Raw genomic sequence first — 18,683 nt, 5'->3', positions numbered from 1 at the left:
CCGCGCCCCTCGCGCCGGAGCCATGGGACAGCGGAGCCGTGGATCAGGGGCCAGGCCGGGCGTTCCGCCCCGGCACAGGTCGTGCCCGGCGCTCAGCTCCCGGCGCTCAGCGCAGGAAGGGGTCGACCGCGACGGCGACGAACAGCAGCGACACGTACGTGATCGACCAGTGGAAGAGGCGCATCTCCTTCAGCTTCGCGCCTGCCGCGCCCGCCTTCGCCCGGGAGTGCAGCGCGTGCGCCTCCCACAGCCACCAGCCGCCCGCCGCCAGAGCGACGCTCGTGTAGAACCACCCGACGTAGCCCAGCGGCCACAGCAGCAGCGAGACGGCGACCATCACCCAGCTGTACAGCACGATCTGACGGGCCACAGCCCTGTTGCCCGCGACGACGGGCAGCATCGGGACGCCGACCCGCGCGTAGTCCTCCCGGACCTTCATCGACAGGGGCCAGTAGTGCGGCGGTGTCCAGAAGAAGATGACGAGGAAGAGGACGACGGCCGCCCAGCTCAGCTCGTTCTTCACCGCCGTCCAGCCGATGAGGACGGGCATGCAGCCGGCGATGCCGCCCCACACGATGTTCTGCGAGGTGCGCCGCTTGAGGACCAGCGTGTAGACGAGCACGTAGAAGAGCAGCGCGCCCAGCGAGAGCGCCGCGGAGAGCCAGTTGACGAGCAGCCCGAACCACAGGGTGGAGCCCACCGCCAGGGCGAGGCCGAATACGAGCCCCTCACGGGGCGAGACGATGCCCGTCACGAGCGGGCGGTTCTCCGTGCGGTGCATCAGGGCGTCGATGTCGCGGTCGGCGTACATGTTCAGCGCGTTGGCGCCGCCCGCCGAGAGGTAGCCGCCGACGCAGGTGGCGACGACCAGCCACAGATCCGGAACGCCCTGCGCCGCGAGGAACATCACCGGGATCGTGGTGATGAGCAGGAGCTCGATGATGCGGGGCTTCGTCAGCGCGACGAACGCCATGGCGCGAGCGCCGAACGACCGGTGCACGGCGCTCTGGTCAAGCACCCCCGCGGAACGGGATCCGACGGCCGTCACGAACACCCCTGATCACTTCAATAAAAAGCGGGCGTGTCTACGGCCGGAGTCGTAAAGCCCGCGCGTACCACGCCACTTTAGACGGCGCCATGTTCGCGCCTCCGCCCGGGGGCCGTGTTGGACGCGCCGCCCCCGTCCGCCCCCCTGTCCGCGCGTCCGCCGCGCGGCGGACGCGCGGGGCATCCGCGTTCCGGCAGGTCGCCGCGGTGCCCGTCCGGCCGCTCCGCGGCCGGTACGGGGCGGGCTGCGCGGGTACACGGGTAGGGCCCCGGCAGGAATCCCTCTTGTCCTGTTTCGGTTGTAAGAGTGGGTGCGCCCGTGGTGACAACACCCGGAAGTGCGCGCCTGGCACAGGGGTACGCTCGTCCCCGCCGGTGAGCGCAACTGCACCGGTCATCGACATGTGGAGAGGAGCCCTGACGCAGGGTGAGCACCAAGCCGACCACGACAGACCTCGAGTGGACCGATCTGGACCAGCGGGCTGTAGACACCGTCCGAGTCCTGGCGATGGATTCCGTGCAGAAGGTCGGCAACGGCCACCCCGGCACGGCCATGGCGCTGGCCCCGGCGGCCTACCTGGTCTTCCAGAAGCTGATGCGCCACGACCCCTCCGACCCCGACTGGCCCGGCCGGGACCGCTTCGTCCTCTCCGTGGGCCACTCCAGCCTGACCCTCTACATCCAGCTCTACCTCGCGGGCTACGGCCTGGAGCTGGACGACCTGAAGAGCTTCCGCACCTGGGGCAGCAAGACCCCCGGCCACCCGGAGCACGGCCACACGGTCGGCGTGGAGACGACGACGGGGCCGCTGGGGCAAGGTCTGGCCAACGCTGTCGGCATGGCGATGGCGGCACGCTACGAGCGCGGCCTCTTCGACCCGGAGCCCGCGGCCGGTGAGTCCCTCTTCGACCACACCATCTGGACGTTCGCCAGCGACGGCGACCTCCAGGAGGGCGTCTCCGGGGAGGCTTCCTCCCTCGCGGGCCACCAGAAGCTCGGCAATCTGGTCGTGCTGTGGGACGACAACCACATCTCCATCGAGGGCGACACCGAGACGGCCTTCTCCGAGGACACGGTCAAGCGGTACGAGTCCTACGGCTGGCACGTACAGCGCGTCGACCCGCTGCCGGACGGCGACCTCGACCCGAAGGCGCTGTACAAGGCGTTCAAGGCGGCGAAGGCGGAACCCGGCCGCCCCTCGTTCATCGCCGTGCGCTCCATCATCGCCTGGCCCGCCCCCAACGCCCAGAACACGGGCGCCTCGCACGGCGCCGCGCTGGGCGAGGAGGAAGTCGCCGAGACCAAGAGGGTCTTGGGCTTCGACCCCGAACAGCACTTCCAGGTCGACCAGGACGTCCTGGAGCACGTCCGCAAGGCGTGGGACCGGGGGCGGGAGTCGCGGGCGGCGTGGGACAAGCGCTTCGCCGAGTGGCGTTCCGCCGACCCCGGGCGCGCCGCCGAGCTCGACCGCATCCGCGCGGGCGAACTGCCCGCCGGCTGGGAGGAGGCCCTGCCCTCCTTCGAGCCCGGCAAGGACATGGCCACCCGCAAGGCCTCGGGTGCCGTGCTGAAGGCGCTCGGCCCCAGGATCCCGGAGCTGTGGGGCGGTTCGGCCGACCTCGCCGGCTCCAACAACACGTCCTTCGCCGAGAGTTCGTTCCTCCCGGAGGGCAACCCGCTGCCGGGCGCCGACCCTTACGGCCGCACCGTGCACTTCGGCATCCGCGAGCACTCCATGGGCGCGACCATGAACGGCATCGCGCTGCACGGCAACACCCGCGTGTACGGCGGCACCTTCCTCACCTTCTCCGACTACATGCGTCCCGCCGTCCGTCTCGCCGCGCTGATGAAGGCACCGGTGACGTACGTCTGGACGCATGACTCCATCGGCCTCGGCGAGGACGGCCCGACCCACCAGCCGGTCGAGCACCTGCCCGCGCTGCGCACGATCCCGGGTCTCAACATCGTCCGTCCCGCGGACGCCAACGAGACGTCGCTCGCGTGGGGCGAGATCATGCGCCGCCACACCGAGAACCCCGCGCCGCACGGCCTCGCCCTGACGCGGCAGAACGTGCCGACGTACGAGCCCAACCACGAGGCCGTCAAGGGCGGTTACGTGATGTTCGAGGCCGAGGGCGGGGAGCCGCAGGTCATCCTCATCGGCACGGGTTCCGAGGTGCAGCTCGCGGTCGAGGCGCGCGAGGCGCTGCAGTCGGAGGGCGTGCGCACGCGCGTCGTCTCCATGCCGTCTGTGGAGTGGTTCGAGGAGCAGGACCAGGCGTACCGGGACTCGGTGCTGCTGCCGACCGTGCGTGCGCGTGTCGCCGTCGAGGCGGCGGTGGGTCTGACCTGGCACCGTTACGTGGGGGACGCCGGCCGGATCGTCTCGCTGGAGCACTACGGCGCCTCCGCCGACTACAAGACGCTCTACCGGGAGTTCGGTCTCACCGCCGAGGCCGTCGTGAACGCCGCGAAGGAGTCCCTGGCGGCCGTGAGCCGCTGAGGCCCGTACCCGAACAGCTGCGAAAGCTACGACAAGCAGGAGATGCATTCACATGACAGACGCTCTCAAGCGCCTCTCCGACGAAGGCGTCGCGATCTGGCTGGATGACCTGTCTCGGCACAAGATCAGCTCGGGGCACCTCGGCGAACTCATCGACGAGCACCACGTGGTGGGCATCACCACGAACCCGACGATCTTCCAGAAGGCCATCTCGTCCGACGAGAAGTACGACCAGCAGGTCTCCGACCTCGCCGCCCGCGGCGTCACCGTCGACGAGGCCCTGCGCATGATCACCGCCGCCGACGTGCGGGACGCCGCCGACGTGATGCGCCCCGTCTTCGAGGCCACCGGCGGCAAGGACGGCCGGGTCTCCATCGAGGTCGACCCGCGGCTGGCGCACAACACCAAGGCGACCGTCGCGGAGGCCCGTCAGCTCGCCTGGCTCGTGGACCGCCCCAACGCCTTCATCAAGATCCCGGCCACGAAGAAGGGGCTGCCGGCGATCACCGAGACCGTCGGGAAGGGCATCAGCGTCAACGTGACGCTGATCTTCTCCCTGGACCGGTACCGGGAGGTCATCGACGCCTACCTGGCGGGCCTGGAGAAGGCCAAGTCGCTCGGGATGGACCTCTCGACGATCCACTCCGTGGCGTCCTTCTTCGTCTCCCGCGTGGACACGGAGATCGACAAGCGCCTCGACGCGGTGGGCACGGACGAGGCCGCCGAGCTGAAGAGCAAGTCCGCCATCGCCAACGCCCGGCTCGCCTACCAGGCCTACGAGGAGGTCTTCGGCAGCGCCGACGGCTCCGTCGAGCCCTCCGAGCGCTGGCAGACCCTGGAGCGCGCGGGCGCCAACGGCCAGCGGCCGCTGTGGGCTTCCACCGGCGTGAAGGACCCCTCGCTGCCGGACACGCTCTACGTCACCGAACTGGTCGCGCCCAACACGGTCAACACCATGCCGGAGGCCACGCTACGGGCCGTCGGCGACCACGGCGAGATCACCGGCGACACGGTCCGCGCCTCCTACGCGGACGCCAAGGCCGTCCTGGACGCCGTCGGCAAGCTCGGCATCTCCTACGACGACGTCGTGCAGGTGCTGGAGGACGAGGGCGTCGAGAAGTTCGAGGCGTCCTGGAACGAGCTGCTCTCGTCCACCGAGGCGGAGCTCAAGCGCCTCACGCCGAAGGAGGCGTAAGCGAGTTGGAGTACGCAGCCAATCCGCTGCGTGACGCACTGGACCGGCGGCTCCCGCGCATCGCGGGGCCGTCGGGTCTGGTCATCTTCGGCGTCACGGGTGATTTGTCACGTAAAAAGCTGATGCCGGCCGTCTACGACCTCGCGAACCGGGGCCTGCTCCCGCCGGGCTTCTCCCTCGTGGGCTTCGCGCGCCGCGACTGGGAGCACGAGGACTTCACGCAGGTCGTGCACGACGCCGTGAAGGAGCACGCCCGTACGCCGTTCCGCGAGGAGGTCTGGCAGCAGCTCTCGCAGGGGATGCGCTTCGTGCCCGGCGTGTTCGACGACGACGACGCCTTCCAGACCCTCAAGGCCACGATCGAGGAGCTGGACAAGTCCCGCGGCACGGGAGGCAATTTCGCCTTCTACCTCTCCGTGCCTCCCAAGTTCTTCCCCACGGTCGTCTCCCAGCTGAAGAAGCACGGCCTGTCCGAGGGCGGGGAGGGGTCCTGGCGCAGGGCCGTCATCGAGAAGCCCTTCGGGCACGATCTGCGCAGCGCGCAGGAGCTGAACGCGGTCGTGCACGGCGTCTTCAAGCCGGACCAGGTCTTCCGCATCGACCACTACCTGGGCAAGGAGACCGTCCAGAACATCCTCGCCCTGCGGTTCGCCAACACGATGTTCGAGCCGCTGTGGAACCGCAGCTACGTCGATCACGTACAGATCACCATGGCCGAGGACATCGGCATCGGCGGCCGTGCCGGCTACTACGACGGCATCGGCTCGGCCCGCGACGTGATCCAGAACCACCTGCTGCAACTGCTCGCCCTCACCGCCATGGAGGAGCCCGCTTCCTTCGGCGCCAAGGCGCTGGTGACGGAGAAGCTCAAGGTGCTCAACGCCGTCCGCCTCCCCCGCGAGCTGGGCAAGCACACGGTGCGCGGCCAGTACACGGCGAGCTGGCAAGGCGGCCAGAAGGTGCGCGGATACCTCGAGGAGGAGGGCATCGACCCCCACTCGAAGACCGACACCTACGCCGCCATGCGACTGGAGATCGACAACCGCCGGTGGGCGGGCGTGCCCTTCTACCTCCGCACCGGCAAGCGGCTGGGGCGGCGCGTCACCGAGATCGCCGTCGTCTTCCAGCGCGCGCCGCACTCCCCCTTCGACGCCACCGACACGCAGGAACTCGGCCAGAACGCCCTGGTCATCCGCGTACAGCCGGACGAGGGCATCACCATCCGGTTCGGCTCGAAGGTGCCCGGCACGCAGATGGAGATCCGGGACGTGACCATGGACTTCGCCTACGGCGAGTCCTTCACCGAGTCCAGCCCGGAGGCCTACGAGCGCCTCCTGCTCGACGTCCTGCTGGGCGACGCGAACCTCTTCCCGCGCCACCAGGAGGTCGAGCGCTCCTGGGAGATCCTCGACCCCGTCGAGCGCTACTGGGAGAAGCACGGCAAGCCCGAGGAGTACCTGGCCGGCACCTGGGGCCCCCAGGCCGCCGACGAGATGCTCGCACGCGACGGACGGAGCTGGCGCCGGCCATGAACATCGACCTCACGGACACCACCTCGGCCCAGATCAACACCACCCTGGTCAAGGCGCGGCGCTCGATCGGCTCGCCCGCCGTCGGCATGGTGCTGACCCTCGTCATCGTCACGGACGAGGGCAACCACTACGACGCGCTGAAGGCCGCCAGCGAGGCGTCCAAGGAACACCCCTCGCGCATCCTCGTCGTGGTGCGCCGTCCCGGCCGCTCGCCCCGCGACCGTGCGATGGCCAGGCTCGACGCCGAGGTGCGGGTGGGCACCGACTCCGGCACCGGCGAGACCGTGCTGCTCCGGCTGCACGGCGAACTCGCCTCGCACGCCTACAGCGTCGTACTGCCGCTGCTGCTCCCGGACGCTCCCGTGGTCGTCTGGTGGCCCGAGGACCCGCCCGGGCACCCCTCGGAGGACATGCTCGGCACCCTCGGCCAGCGCCGCATCACGGACGCCGCAGCCGCCGAGGACCCGCTCGCCACCCTCGCCGAGCGCGGCGAGACCTACGCGCCGGGCGACACGGACCTCGCCTGGACCCGCCTGACGCCCTGGCGGAGCGTCCTCGCGGCCGGACTGGACCAGCAGTCCGCCAAGGTGGTCTCCGCCGTGGTGGAGGGCGAGAGCTACAACCCGTCGGCCGAACTGCTGTCCTCGTGGCTGGCGGAGCGGCTCAAGGTGAAGGTCGAGCGGAAGGCCACGGAGGGGCCCGGCATCACGGCCGTACGGATGCAGACCGCGCAGGGCGAGATCTGCCTGGACAGGGCGGACGGCTCCCTCGCCGAACTCGCCGTCCCGGGCCAGCCCGACCGCCATGTGGCGCTGCACCGGCGCGGCACCGCCGAGCTGATCGCCGAGGAACTGCGGCGCCTCGACCCGGACGAGGCGTACGCCTCAGCCGTCCAGTACGGGATCAGGAAGCGCGCGAAGGGCGGAGCCCGGGGGTCCGGGAACGGCGGCGGCTCCGACGCCCGTACGGCTCCGGGCGCGAAGGCCGAGGCGCAGCCGGAGAAAGACACGGCGAAGCAGCCCTCGGCGGCCAGGAAGAGCGCCAAGGCGCCCGCGAAGAGGGCGGCGAAGAAGTGAGCGGAGCTCGCGATATCGCGGTCCACGCCGGCAAGGAGGAGATGGCCCGTACGGCGGCCGCCGCGCTCGCCGCACGCGTCGCGGAGGCGCAGCGCGCACGGGGCACCGCCTCCGTGGTGCTCACCGGCGGACGCAACGGCAACGCCCTGCTCGCCGCGCTCGCCGCACCCGGCGTGGGCGACGCCGTCGACTTCTCCCGGCTCGAACTGTGGTGGGGCGACGAGCGGTTCCTGCCGGAGGGCGACCCGGAACGCAACGTGACGCAGGCTCGGGAGGCGTTCCTCGACGCGGTGCCGCTGGACCCGGCGCGGGTCCACGCGATGCCGGCGGCCGGCGGCGAACACGGTGACGACGTCGACGCCGCGGCCGGGGCGTACGCCGCGGAACTCGCCACGGCGGCACGGCCGGAGGGCCCCGGCGCGCTCGTCCCGTCGTTCGACGTGCTGCTGCTCGGCGTCGGACCGGACACGCACGTGGCCTCCCTCTTCCCGGGGCACGCCGGGGTACGGGAGGCGGAGCGCACGGTCGTCGGCGTGCGCGGCGCTCCGAAGCCGCCGCCCGAACGGGTCTCCCTCACGCTGCGCGCGATCCGTGCGGCGCGCGAGGTGTGGCTGCTCGCGGCGGGCGAGGACAAGGCGGAGGCCGTCGCCCGTCTCCTCGGCGGTACGGCACCGGACGAGGCCGACGCGCCGGCGGCCGGGGCCCGCGGACGCGAGCGCACGCGCTGGCTCCTGGACGAGGCGGCGGCATCGCTGCTGCCCCGCGGACTCCGCTCACCCCGGGACTGAGACCGTCCCGCCCTGCCGGAGCTCCGCGGCGCCTGCCCGGAGCCCCGGCCCCGTCCCGCCCGTCAGCCCCGGCGCCGGTCACGACCTCGGGACGGGCCACCCGCTCGGCCGCGCGCCCCTCACGCGCGCTCACGCGAGCGTCCGGAGGCACCCGCAGAGAGGCAGCATGAACTCCGAACTCCCCGACTTGGAACCGTCCGACCCGACAGGAGACCTGGCAGCGCGCCAGGCGGGACAGTTCAGCGTCGTCTTGCTCACCCTGGGCATCTTGGTGCCACTGCTGCTCTTGTACCTGTCGACTTCAACAGGCCGTCACCTCTGGCTCACGCTTCTGAATCTCGTGTGCGTCTACTCGGGACTCGCTGTCGCGGCACTCGGCTGGAGACGCGAGCGTCGGGACCTGGTGAAAGTGGGAACTACGGCGATGGTCGTGGCGTGCGTCGCCAGTTTGGTGACCTTGTCTCTTCTGAGCTGAAAGGAACCTGGGGCGCGGCGGACAGAGACCGTCCCGCCTGTCAGCCCCGGCGCCGGTCACGACCTCGGGACGGGCCGGCCGCCCGGCCGCGCGACCCTCACGCGCGCTCACGCGAGCGTCTCGCACATGTTCTCCTCGGAGCCCTTGTCCAGAACCATGTGCCGCCGTCCGCCGGGCTCCTTCGCCGTCACGTGGACGCCGTCGAGGACGTAGTAGCCGGCCGGATAGGCGTCAGTGGTCTTGAAGCCCACGCCGAACGGCCCCACGCCGCCGAAGACCTTCGTCGTGCCGTCGGCGCGGAGCTCCTCCGCCCCCTCACCGGACACGTCACGCCGGACGGTGTCACCGGTGAGGGTGTTGACGAAGTCCACGATGAGCTTGCCCCTGTACTCCCTGACGTGGACGGAGCCGTCGGGGTACCGGGAGTCGACGCGTGTCTCCTCGTCGTCCTCGACGACGCGGATGTGCATCTCGAAGGGGCAGTACACGCCGGCGGGCAGCGTCATGTCCTCCGACTCGTAGGGCTCCCACGGCTCGGGGTCGAAGCCGGAGAGGTCGAAGTAGTCCTCGACGGGGCCGGGCAGATCCGGCTCCGCGGCAGGCGGAGGCGGGGCCGTTTGATGCGCCGAGGCCGGTGCGGCGGTCCACAGAGCAGCGACGACGACGGCCCCCGCCACGACGAGACGTAAGCGCATGGAGTTCCCCCTCAGTTGGCTTGCTCAGTTGGCTGTGCCCGTTGGCCGTGCTAACCACTTAAGGCAAGTTAAATGGTTAGCAATGAACGCGGTCAAGTACGGTGACGCTGTGCACTGGGAAGAGGTCTCCGGCCTGCGGATGCCGAGGCGCGTCGCGGGGCATCCGGCGCTGGATTTCTGCAACACCTGGGCGGGTTGGGGTGCGCCGCCGAACCCCCGCAGGGAGTGGCTGCCGGACTACGAGCACCTCGCCGTCTGGACACTGCACGCCGGCCTGGTCCCCGAGGACGTGTGCGAGGAGCTGCGGCGGCTCGAAGAGCGCGCCACCGAAGCCGCGGCCGAAGTCCTCGGCCAGGCCCACGAGTTCCGTACGGCGCTCCACGCGGTTCTGCACGGCTCCAGCCATTCCGCCGGCCCGGAGGCCTTCGCCACTGTCGCCGCCTACGCCGAACGGGCCGCGTCCGCCTCCTCGTTCGTCCCTGCCGTACCTGCTCAGGACGAGGGCGGCACCGACGGGCCGGTCGACGCGCCCGTGGCCCGTTGGGAGATCCCCGCCCGCACCGGCCTCGCGATGCCGCTCCTGGCCGTCGCCAACGCGGCGGCGGCGCTGATGACCGCTCCCGGCCGCGCCCGCATCGACGCCTGCCCGGGGGACGACTGCGGCTGGCTGTTCCTCAACCCCCGCGGGCGGCGCCGCTGGTGCAGCATGTCCTCCTGCGGCAACCGGACGAAGGTCCGCGCCCACGCCCGGCGCCGCCGCGGGGGTTCCCGGGACTGAGCCCGCACCCCCGCGGCCCCCTTCAGGCGGCCCGAGGACTCCCCCGGGCCGCCACTCGAACCGACGACGCTTCCCGCACCAACTACCTCCGCAAGCACGAGCAGTTGACGCAGATCATGCGTGCCCGCCGCGAACCGCCGGAGCACCCCGGGCACACGCCCCGGCGGCCACGCGATCTCAGCGCCCGCGCAACTGCCGGTAGCGGCTGACCAGTTGCCGGGTCGACGCGTCCAGGCCCTCGATCTCCTCCCCGCCGGTCAAGGCGGGCTCGAGGCGCTTGGCGAGGACCTTGCCCAGTTCGACGCCCCACTGGTCGAAGCTGTCGATGTTCCATACGGCGCCCTGCACGAACACCTTGTGCTCGTACAGCGCCACGAGCTGGCCGAGCACTGCGGGCGAGAGCTCCGAGGCGAGGATCGTCGTCGTCGGGCGGTTGCCGGGGAAGGTGCGATGCGGCACCTGCTCCTCGGGGACGCCCTCGGCCCGTACCTCGTCCTCCGTCTTCCCGAAGGCGAGCGCTTGGCCCTGCGCGAAGAGGTTCGCCATCAACAGATCGTGCTGACCGGCCAGTTCGCCCAGTTCCTCCACCGGCCTGGCGATGCCCACGAGGTCAGCCGGGATCAACTTCGTGCCCTGATGCAGCAGTTGGTAGTAGGCGTGCTGCCCGTTCGTACCGGGGGTGCCCCATACGACAGGCCCCGTCTGCCAGTTGACGGGGTCGCCCTCGCGCTGGGTGGACTTGCCGTTCGACTCCATGTCGAGCTGCTGGAGATAGGCGGTGAACTGGGAGAAGTAGTGGCTGTAGGGCAGCACCGCGTGGGACTGCGCCTCGAAGAAACCGCCGTACCAGACGCCCAGCAACCCCATCAGCATGGGCGCGTTGGCCTCGATCGGCGCGCAGCGGAAGTGCTCGTCGACGAGGTGGAAGCCGGCGAGCATCTCGTTGAAGTGGTCGGCGCCCACGGCGACCATGAGGGAGAGGCCGATGGCGGAGTCGTAGGAGTAGCGCCCTCCGACCCAGTCCCAGAACTCGAACATGTTCTCCGTGTCGATCCCGAACTCGGAGACCTTCGAGCCGTTGGTCGAGACAGCCACGAAGTGCTTGGCGACGGCCTCCTCCGCGCCGCCGAGCCCGGCGAGCAGCCAGTTGCGCGCAGCGGTCGCGTTGGTGATCGTCTCGATCGTGGTGAAGGTCTTCGAGGCCACGATGAAGAGCGTCTCGGCGGGATCGAGATCGCGTACCGCCTCGTGCAGGTCGGCACCGTCCACGTTCGAGACGAAGCGGAAGGTCATGTCGCGCTTCGTGTACGGCCGGAGCGCCTCGAAGGCCATCTTCGGGCCGAGGTCGGAGCCGCCGATGCCGATGTTGACGACGTTGAGGATCCGCTTGCCGGTGTGCCCCAGCCAGTGGCCGTCGCGGACCTTGGAGGAGAAGAGCCCCATCTTGGTGAGGACGGAGTGCACCTTCGGCACGACGTTCTCGCCGTCCGTGGAGACGGCCGCCGAGACCGGGGTGCGCAGCGCGGTGTGCAGCACGGCGCGGTCCTCGGTGACGTTGATCCGCTCACCGCGGAACATCGCGTCGCGCAGCGGTTCGACCCCCGTCGCGGCGGCGAGCTCGCCGAGCAGCCGCAGCGTGTCGTCGGTGACCAGGTTCTTGGAGAAGTCGAGGTGCAGGTCGCCCACCTGCACGCCGTACCGCTCGGCTCGGCGGACGTCCTTGGCGAACAGTTCGCGCAGGTGCGTGCCGCCGAACTCCTTGCGGTGCTCTGCCAGCGCGTGCCACTCGGGCAGTTGATCGAGCCGGGTGCGGGGTGCTGCGTTCATCTGCGATCGTCACCGTCTTCTCGTGATCTCTGGTTCAACTCGTGCGGAGCCCGCCGCACCAACCTAGATGACCGTCGGCCCGGCCGCGCGCACCGCATGGGCGGTGGCGGCCGGGCCGGGCCGGGGCGTGGCCCCGGAGAAGTCAGGGTGTGGCCCCGGAGAAGACAGTGGGCCGGCGGACGGCGGAATCGTCGCTCGGCAGTGGTGGAGGCCGCACAGCCGCCGGGCAGGGAGCGGAGCGGCCCCGGACGGGACGTGTGCCCGGCGGGACGTACGGTGCCGGAGGCCGCCGACCGTGAAGACGGAGTGCCCGGCAGCGCGGGTGCGTCAGAGTTCGCCGCGGAGCTTGGCCAGCGCCTCGGCCAGGATCGCCTCGCCGTCCTCGTCGCTGCGACGCTCCCGCACGTATGCCAGATGCGTCTTGTACGGCTCCGTGCGCGGCGGGTCCGGCGGGTTGTCCTGGTCCGTGCCGGCCGGGAATCCGCAGCGCGGGCAGTCCCAGGTGTCCGGGACCTGCGCGTCGCTGGCGAAGCTGGGCTGGGTCTCGTGCCCGTTGGAGCACCAGAAGGAGATGCGCAGGCGCGGGGCGGATTCGCCGCGCTCGGCCTCCCCCATCGGCCCCGCTCCGACCCGGCTTCCCCGGATCGCGTTGCCACTTGCCACGGTCGTAACTCCCTGCCTCACGGTGCTGCGGAGCATCGGTAAGGAGCTCCGCTGCGGGGGCGCCCTAGTGTACGTAGGGCCCAACGCGCGTCCAGTGACCGGAGTTACTGCGTCGGTCCGGACGCGAGCCTCATGATAGGCCGGGCACGCCGACTTGCGGCAGTTCTTGCAAGGCCTGTGGCAGGTCCCGCCGCCCCGTGGACGGCGGGGTTCCGGCTACTCGCCGAAGGTCCCGATCAGGTCTCCAGCTTCATCAGCAGGCCCAGCACCACGATGATGGCGAACCAGATCAGACCCACCGCCACGGTGAGCCGGGACAGGTTGCGCTCGGCGACCGAGGAGCCGCCGACGGACGACTGCATGCCGCCGCCGAACATGTCGGAGAGGCCGCCGCCCTTCCCCTTGTGCATCAGGACCAGCAGCACTCCCAGTGCGCTGAAGACGATGAGGGCGATTGAGAACCCCATGATCACGGCTGGACCAACTCTCTCGGACAGTTCGGAAGACTTCTGCATCTCTGGACGGGCACCGGCCCGGCCCCCGACAGGGTACGACGGGCTGCCGCCCGCCGTCATGCGCCTGCCGCAGGGCCGGTACCGGCACGGGCCCGCCGGGGCCCGTGGGGCGTACGGACCTACTGGTCGCGGAAGCGCACGATCTTGACGAACTCCTCCGCGTCGAGGGAGGCACCGCCCACCAGCGCACCGTCGATGTCGGGCTGCGCCATGATCTGTGCGACGTTGCCCGACTTCACGGAGCCGCCGTACTGGATGCGGACCTTGTCGGCCAGCTCCTGGTCGTACAGCTCGGCGAGACGTCCGCGGATGGCGCCGCAGACCTCCTGCGCGTCCTCGGCACCGCACGTCTTGCCCGTGCCGATGGCCCACACCGGCTCGTAGGCGATGACGATCGTCGCGGCCTGCCCGGCGGGGACGTCCTTCAGCGCCCCGTCGACCTGGGCGAGCGTGTGGGCGACGTGCTGGTCCGCCTCGCGGACGGAGAGCTCCTCGCCGACGCAGAGGATCGGCGTGAGGTCGTGCGCGAAGGCGGCCTTGACCTTGGCGTTGACGAGCGGCTCGTCCTCGCCGTGGTACTGGCGGCGCTCGGAGTGGCCGACGGTCACGTACGAGCAGTTCAGCTTGGCCAGGAAGGCACCGCAGATCTCACCGGTGTAGGCCCCCGACTCGTGGGCCGAGAGGTCCTGGGCACCGTACTTGATCTTCAGCTTGTCGCCGTCGACGAGCGTCTGGACGGAGCGCAGGTCGGTGTAGGGCGGCAGGACGGCGACCTCGCAGGCCTCGAAGTCCTTGTCCGTCAACGCGAAGGCGAGCTTCTGGACGTGGGCGATGGCCTCGAGGTGGTTGAGGTTCATCTTCCAGTTGCCCGCCATCAGCGGGGTGCGGGTGGTCACTTTCGGCGTCCTCCGATGTTCGCTGCGCCGCGGTCGCGGCTCATGTCAAGGGCGCCCGCGCGGGGCGGAGTTGCGGAAACAGGGGCGGTCAGCGGGCCGGCCGCCGCACGCGCGGCCGTGGAGGCCGCCGCACGGTCGCCCGTCAAGAGTCCTCCAGGGCGGCGAGGCCCGGCAGGGTCTTGCCTTCGAGGTACTCCAGGCTGGCGCCGCCGCCGGTCGAGATGTGGCCGAACGCGTTCTCGTCGAAGCCGAGCAGCCGGACCGCCGCAGCGCTGTCGCCGCCGCCGACGACGGTGAAGGCGTCGCTGTCGAGCAGGCCCTGGGCCACGGCCCTGGTGCCCTCGGCGTAGTCGGGGTGCTCGAAGACGCCCATGGGGCCGTTCCAGAAGACGGTGGCGGCGTCGGCGAGCTTCGAGGCGTACAGCTCCTGGGTGCGGGGGCCGATGTCCAGGCCCATCAGCTCGGCCGGGATCGCGTCCACGGCGACCGTCCGCGGCGCGGCCGGCGCCTTCGTCCTCAGGTCGGGGAAGCTCTCGGCCGCCAGCACGTCGACGGGCAGCACGAACTCCACGCCGAGCTTCTCCGCCCGCTCCAGATAGCCCTGGACCACGGGGACCTGGTCCTCCTGGAGCAGCGAGCTGCCCACCTCGTGGCCCTGCGCCTTGAGGAAGGTGTAGGCCATGCCGCCGCCGATGAGGATGCGGTCGGCCTTCTCCAGGAGGTGGTCGATGACGCCGAGCTTGTCGGAGACCTTCGCACCGCCGAGCACGACCGCGTACGGGCGCCGCACGTCCTCGGTGAGCTTCTTCAGCACGCCGACCTCGGTGGCGATGAGGCCGCCCGCCGCGTGCGGAAGACGGGCGGGGAGGTCGTAGACGGACGCGTGCTTGCGGTGCACCGCGCCGAAACCGTCGCCGACGTACAGGTCGGCCAGAGCGGCGAGTTCGTCGGCGAAGGCGCCGCGCTCCGCGTCGTCCTTGCTGGTCTCGCCCGCGTTGAACCGCAGGTTCTCCAGCAGCGTGACGCCGCCGTCGGAGCTCGCCCCGACGGTGCTCCGCGCGCTCTCGCCGACCGTGTCGGCAGCGAAGGCGACGTCCTTGCCGAGGAGTTCGCCGAGCCTCTTCGCGACCGGCGCCAGCGAGAACTGCGGGTCGGGCGCGCCCTTGGGGCGGCCGAGATGCGAGGCGGCGACGACGCGGGCGCCCGCCTCGGAGAGCTTCCGGATGGTGGGGACGGCGGCGCGGATACGGCCGTCGTCCGTGATGGTGCCGCCGTCGAGCGGCACGTTGAGGTCGGCGCGGACGAAGACCCGCTTCCCGGCCACACCCTCGCCGACGAGTTCGTCGATCGTCTTCATGCTTGCTGGACTCCTTGGACTTCGGACCCTCATGACACCGCTCGGACGGCGGTCACGGCCTCCCACGGAACAGGGCCCGCCGGACGCGTCGTCGCGTCCTGCGAGCCCTGCCGCGGTATGCCATGCGCCGGACGCTCCGCCGTTGTGGCAGCGGTCAGAGCTTGTCGCCGACGAAGGTGGTCAGGTCGACCAGCCTGTTGGAGTAGCCCCACTCGTTGTCGTACCAGCCGACGATCTTCGCCTGCTTGCCCTGGACCATCGTCAGCGACGAGTCGAAGGTGCAGGACGCGGGCCAGTTGACGATGTCCGAGGAGACGATCGGGTCCTCGGTGTACTCCAGGATCCCCTTGAGCTGTCCCTCGGCGGCCTTCTGGAAGGCGGCGTTGATCTCGTCCTTGCTCACCTCGCGGTCCAGCTCGAGGACGAGGTCGGTGACGGAGCCCGTCGGGACGGGGACGCGCATGGCGATGCCGTCGAGCTTGCCCTTCAGCTGGGGCAGGACCAGGGCGGTGGCCTTGGCGGCGCCCGTCGAGGTCGGGATGATGTTCTCGGCGGCGGCGCGGGCGCGGCGCAGGTCCTTGTGCGGGAAGTCCAGGATGCGCTGGTCGTTGGTGTAGGCGTGGACGGTCGTCATCATGCCCTTGACGAGACCGAAGTTCTCGTCGATGACCTTCGCCATCGGCGCCACGCAGTTGGTGGTGCACGAGGCGTTGGAGATGACGTGGTGCTTGCCGGCGTCGTACGCGTCCTCGTTGACGCCCATGACGACGGTGATGTCCTCCTCCTTGGCCGGAGCCGAGATGAGGACCTTCTTCGCACCCGCGGCCAGGTGCTTGGCCGCGTCGTCACGCTTGGTGAAGATGCCGGTGGACTCGACGACGACGTCGGCGCCGAGCTCGCCCCAGGGGAGCTGGGCCGGGTCCTTCTCCGCCATCGTCCTGAAGGTCTGGTTGCCCACCGTGATCGTGTCGTCGGTGTGGCTGACCTCCTGCTTGAGGCGGCCCAGGATGCTGTCGTACTTCAGCAGGTGCACCAGAGTCGCGTTGTCGGTCAGGTCGTTGACACCGACGATCTCGATGTCCGCACCCTGCTCCAGCAATGCGCGGAAGTAGTTGCGGCCGATGCGGCCGAAGCCGTTGATGCCTACGCGGATCGTCACGAACCGATCTCCTCGTTGGTACGCCGGTACGGACACCGGCAAAAGCTGTATGGGATGTCCCCGACCGCTTCCGACCCTACCGCGCCACACTCTTTACGGTGACATCGGCCACCCGGGGCATCGTGGCCTGCGAGGCGCGGTAGGAAGCCGGGCCGGTCAGCCGACCATCTCCTCGGTGAGGCTGGTCTCCGTGCCGGGAATGCCCAGATCCTGCGCCCGCTTGTCGGCCATCGCCAGCAGCCTGCGGATACGGCCGGCCACGGCGTCCTTCGTCAGGGGCGGGTCGGCGAGCGCGCCCAGCTCCTCCAGCGACGCCTGCTTGTGGTCCATCCGCAGCCGGCCGGCCGCCGCCAGGTGCTCCGGCACGTCGTCGGCGAGGATCTCCAGTGCCCGCTGCACCCGCGCTCCCGCGGCGACGGCGGCGCGCGCCGAGCGGCGCAGGTTGGCGTCGTCGAAGTTGGCGAGGCGGTTGGCGGTGGCGCGCACCTCGCGGCGCATGCGCCGCTCCTCCCAGGCAAGGACGGACTCGTGGGCGCCGAGCCGCGTCAGCAGGGCGCCGATGGCGTCGCCGTCCCGGACGACGACCCGGTCGACGCCCCTGACCTCGCGCGCCTTGGCCGCGATCTGGAGCCGCCGCGCCGCGCCCACCAGCGCGAGGGCCGCCTCGGGGCCGGGGCAGGTCACCTCGAGGGACGAGGAGCGGCCCGGCTCCGTCAGCGAACCGTGGGCGAGGAAGGCGCCGCGCCAGGCGGCCTCCGCGTCGCAGGTCGCCCCCGAGACCACCTGTGGCGGAAGACCGCGGATGGGCCGTCCGCGGCTGTCGACGAGGCCCGTCTGGCGCGCGAGCTGGTCCCCGCCCGCCACGACCCGTACGACGTACCGGCTGCCGCGCCGCAGACCACCCGGCGCCATCACCACCAGGTCCGAGCTGTGGCCGAAGATCTCCAGTACGTCCTTGCGGAGGCGGCGGGCGGCGATGCCCGTGTCCAGCTCCGCCTCGATCACGATCCGCCCGCTCACCAGGTGCAGGCCGCCCGCGAAGCGCAGGATCGACGAGACCTCGGACTTCCGGCAGCAGGTCCGGGTGACGGGGAGCCGGGAGATCTCGTCCTTCACCGCAGCCGTCATCGCCATGGGCCGATCCTTCCATGCATCCGAAAAATACGGTCATACGCGGCGGCCAGCAGCTCCGGGTCGTGCCTGGCGGTGGATCCCCCCGGGCCTTCGGCCTGGGCGGCCCCTCCGACTGCCGCGACGGCGGACAACTCAGCCGTCGCACCGAGCCGCTCGGCGGCTTCTCGCAGAGATTCCTGGTCAGGGACGGCGTCCTTGTCGGCCAGCACCACGTCGAAGGCGAGTTTAGGGGCGTGTCGGGCCAAAACCTCCAAATGACGCTGCGGGGAGAAGCCTTCTGTTTCGCCGGGCTGCGGCGCGAGATTGAGCGAGAGCACCCTGCGCGCCTTGGTGGCCGTGAGGGCGTCCAGCAGATCGGGCACCAGCAGATGCGGGATGACCGAGGAGAACCACGAGCCCGGGCCGAGCACGACCCAGTCCGCGTCCAGCACCGCTCTGACCGCCTCGGTGACGGCCGGCGGATCGTGCGGCACCAGGTGCACCTGCTGGACCTCGCCCGGGGTGAGGGCGACCGTCGCCTGGCCGCGAACCGTCGACAGCTCGTCGGGGCGTCGCGGATCGTGGCCCCTCACCAGGGCCTGCAGCTGGAGGGGGACGGCGGACATGGGCAGTACCCGTCCGTGCGCGCCGAGCAGCTTCCCCACGAGGTCGAGCGCCTGGACGTGGTCGCCCAGCTGCTCCCACAGCGCGACGATCAGCAGGTTGCCCACCGCGTGCCCGTGCAGGTCGCCGCGGCTGACGAAGCGGTGCTGGACGACCTCCGCCCACGTGCGGCCCCATTCGTCGTCGCCGCAGAGCGCCGCGAGCGCCTTGCGGAGATCGCCGGGGGGAAGCACGCCCAGTTCGTCGCGGAGCCGCCCGCTGGAACCGCCGTCGTCGGCGACCGTGACGACGGCTGTGAGGTCCCCGGTGATGCGGCGCAGCGCCGTCAGCGAGGCCGACAGGCCCGCTCCTCCGCCGAGCGCGACCACTTTCGGCTGGGTGCCGCGCTGCCCGGCCCGGGTGCCGGGCGGGCGCCGGAGCCGGATGGTCCTACGAGCCAT

The 18,683-nt window shown here is 70.8% G+C and carries 17 protein-coding genes; 7 read left to right on the top strand and 10 right to left on the bottom strand.

Going from position 1 to position 18,683, the window contains the following annotated elements; translation table 11 throughout:
- Window positions 1-106: 106 nt before the first annotated feature.
- Window positions 107-1,048 carry a heme o synthase gene (locus H181DRAFT_RS11785; RefSeq protein ID WP_045864433.1) on the bottom strand — a complete coding sequence of 314 codons (942 nt, stop codon included), beginning with the start codon at window positions 1,046-1,048 and terminating at the stop codon, window positions 107-109.
- Window positions 1,049-1,474: 426 nt separating this feature from the next.
- Here H181DRAFT_RS11785 and tkt point away from each other — a divergent pair, with 426 nt between their 5' ends.
- The 6 genes from tkt to H181DRAFT_RS11755 all read left to right on the top strand — a co-directional run bounded on the left by tkt (window position 1,475) and on the right by H181DRAFT_RS11755 (window position 8,616).
- Complete coding sequence (gene tkt, locus H181DRAFT_RS11780; RefSeq protein ID WP_045864282.1) at window positions 1,475-3,550, top strand: transketolase; 2,076 nt, start codon at window positions 1,475-1,477, stop codon at window positions 3,548-3,550.
- A 52-nt stretch (window positions 3,551-3,602) separates the two neighbouring features.
- Entirely contained in the window at window positions 3,603-4,745 is a 1,143-nt protein-coding gene (gene tal, locus H181DRAFT_RS11775; RefSeq protein ID WP_045864281.1) for a transaldolase, read from the top strand.
- A gap of 5 nt (window positions 4,746-4,750) precedes the next feature.
- Window positions 4,751-6,277, top strand: a complete 1,527-nt coding sequence (zwf, locus tag H181DRAFT_RS11770; RefSeq protein ID WP_045864280.1) for a glucose-6-phosphate dehydrogenase — start codon at window positions 4,751-4,753, stop codon at window positions 6,275-6,277.
- The gene (gene opcA, locus H181DRAFT_RS11765; RefSeq protein WP_045864279.1) at window positions 6,274-7,353 is read left to right on the top strand and encodes a glucose-6-phosphate dehydrogenase assembly protein OpcA; all 1,080 of its coding nucleotides are present in this window, start codon (window positions 6,274-6,276) and stop codon (window positions 7,351-7,353) included. Before zwf ends, opcA begins: the two co-directional genes overlap by 4 nt.
- Window positions 7,350-8,141, top strand: coding sequence for a 6-phosphogluconolactonase (gene pgl / locus H181DRAFT_RS11760; RefSeq protein WP_074467816.1), 792 nt, complete (start codon window positions 7,350-7,352; stop codon window positions 8,139-8,141). Before opcA ends, pgl begins: the two co-directional genes overlap by 4 nt.
- Before the next feature lie 166 nt (window positions 8,142-8,307).
- Window positions 8,308-8,616 (top strand): hypothetical protein, encoded by a 309-nt coding sequence (locus tag H181DRAFT_RS11755; RefSeq protein WP_045864277.1) that lies wholly within the window; start codon window positions 8,308-8,310, stop codon window positions 8,614-8,616.
- A 107-nt stretch (window positions 8,617-8,723) separates the two neighbouring features.
- Here H181DRAFT_RS11755 and H181DRAFT_RS11750 read toward each other — a convergent pair whose 3' ends face one another.
- On the bottom strand, window positions 8,724-9,311 hold the full coding sequence (locus tag H181DRAFT_RS11750; protein WP_078895672.1) for a hypothetical protein: 588 nt from the start codon (window positions 9,309-9,311) through the stop codon (window positions 8,724-8,726).
- 82 nt (window positions 9,312-9,393) lie between these two features.
- Between H181DRAFT_RS11750 and H181DRAFT_RS11745 the strand changes: the two genes are divergently transcribed.
- Window positions 9,394-10,089: a CGNR zinc finger domain-containing protein gene (locus H181DRAFT_RS11745; RefSeq protein ID WP_052708553.1), complete on the top strand. Its 696-nt coding sequence runs from the start codon at window positions 9,394-9,396 to the stop codon at window positions 10,087-10,089.
- A 177-nt stretch (window positions 10,090-10,266) separates the two neighbouring features.
- On the opposite strand, the gene pgi is transcribed toward H181DRAFT_RS11745, so the two are convergent.
- The 8 genes from pgi to yvcK all read right to left on the bottom strand — a co-directional run bounded on the left by pgi (window position 10,267) and on the right by yvcK (window position 18,683).
- On the bottom strand, window positions 10,267-11,916 hold the full coding sequence (pgi, locus tag H181DRAFT_RS11740; protein WP_045864276.1) for a glucose-6-phosphate isomerase: 1,650 nt from the start codon (window positions 11,914-11,916) through the stop codon (window positions 10,267-10,269).
- Window positions 11,917-12,243: 327 nt separating this feature from the next.
- The gene (locus H181DRAFT_RS11735; RefSeq protein WP_074467830.1) at window positions 12,244-12,579 is read right to left on the bottom strand and encodes an RNA polymerase-binding protein RbpA; all 336 of its coding nucleotides are present in this window, start codon (window positions 12,577-12,579) and stop codon (window positions 12,244-12,246) included.
- A gap of 236 nt (window positions 12,580-12,815) precedes the next feature.
- A complete protein-coding gene (gene secG, locus H181DRAFT_RS11730; RefSeq protein ID WP_045864430.1) occupies window positions 12,816-13,046 on the bottom strand; it encodes a preprotein translocase subunit SecG in 231 nt (76 codons plus the stop codon).
- Between the two features lie 167 nt (window positions 13,047-13,213).
- A complete protein-coding gene (gene tpiA, locus H181DRAFT_RS11725) occupies window positions 13,214-13,990 on the bottom strand; it encodes a triose-phosphate isomerase (protein WP_045864274.1) in 777 nt (258 codons plus the stop codon).
- 142 nt (window positions 13,991-14,132) lie between these two features.
- Entirely contained in the window at window positions 14,133-15,347 is a 1,215-nt protein-coding gene (gene pgk, locus H181DRAFT_RS11720) for a phosphoglycerate kinase (protein WP_045864273.1), read from the bottom strand.
- 154 nt (window positions 15,348-15,501) lie between these two features.
- Entirely contained in the window at window positions 15,502-16,506 is a 1,005-nt protein-coding gene (gap, locus tag H181DRAFT_RS11715; RefSeq protein WP_045864272.1) for a type I glyceraldehyde-3-phosphate dehydrogenase, read from the bottom strand.
- 156 nt (window positions 16,507-16,662) lie between these two features.
- Window positions 16,663-17,640, bottom strand: a complete 978-nt coding sequence (whiA, locus tag H181DRAFT_RS11710) for a DNA-binding protein WhiA (protein WP_045864271.1) — start codon at window positions 17,638-17,640, stop codon at window positions 16,663-16,665.
- Window positions 17,631-18,683 carry a gluconeogenesis factor YvcK family protein gene (gene yvcK, locus H181DRAFT_RS11705; RefSeq protein WP_045864270.1) on the bottom strand — a complete coding sequence of 351 codons (1,053 nt, stop codon included), beginning with the start codon at window positions 18,681-18,683 and terminating at the stop codon, window positions 17,631-17,633. The genes whiA and yvcK overlap by 10 nt, the downstream gene beginning before the upstream one ends.

The organism is Streptomyces sp. WMMB 714, from assembly GCF_900090125.1.
In the GTDB taxonomy this organism is placed as follows: domain Bacteria; phylum Actinomycetota; class Actinomycetes; order Streptomycetales; family Streptomycetaceae; genus Streptomyces; species Streptomyces daqingensis.
The sequence above is the reverse complement of the archived record's forward strand: the minus strand, read 5'-3'. Positions and strand labels throughout refer to the sequence as shown.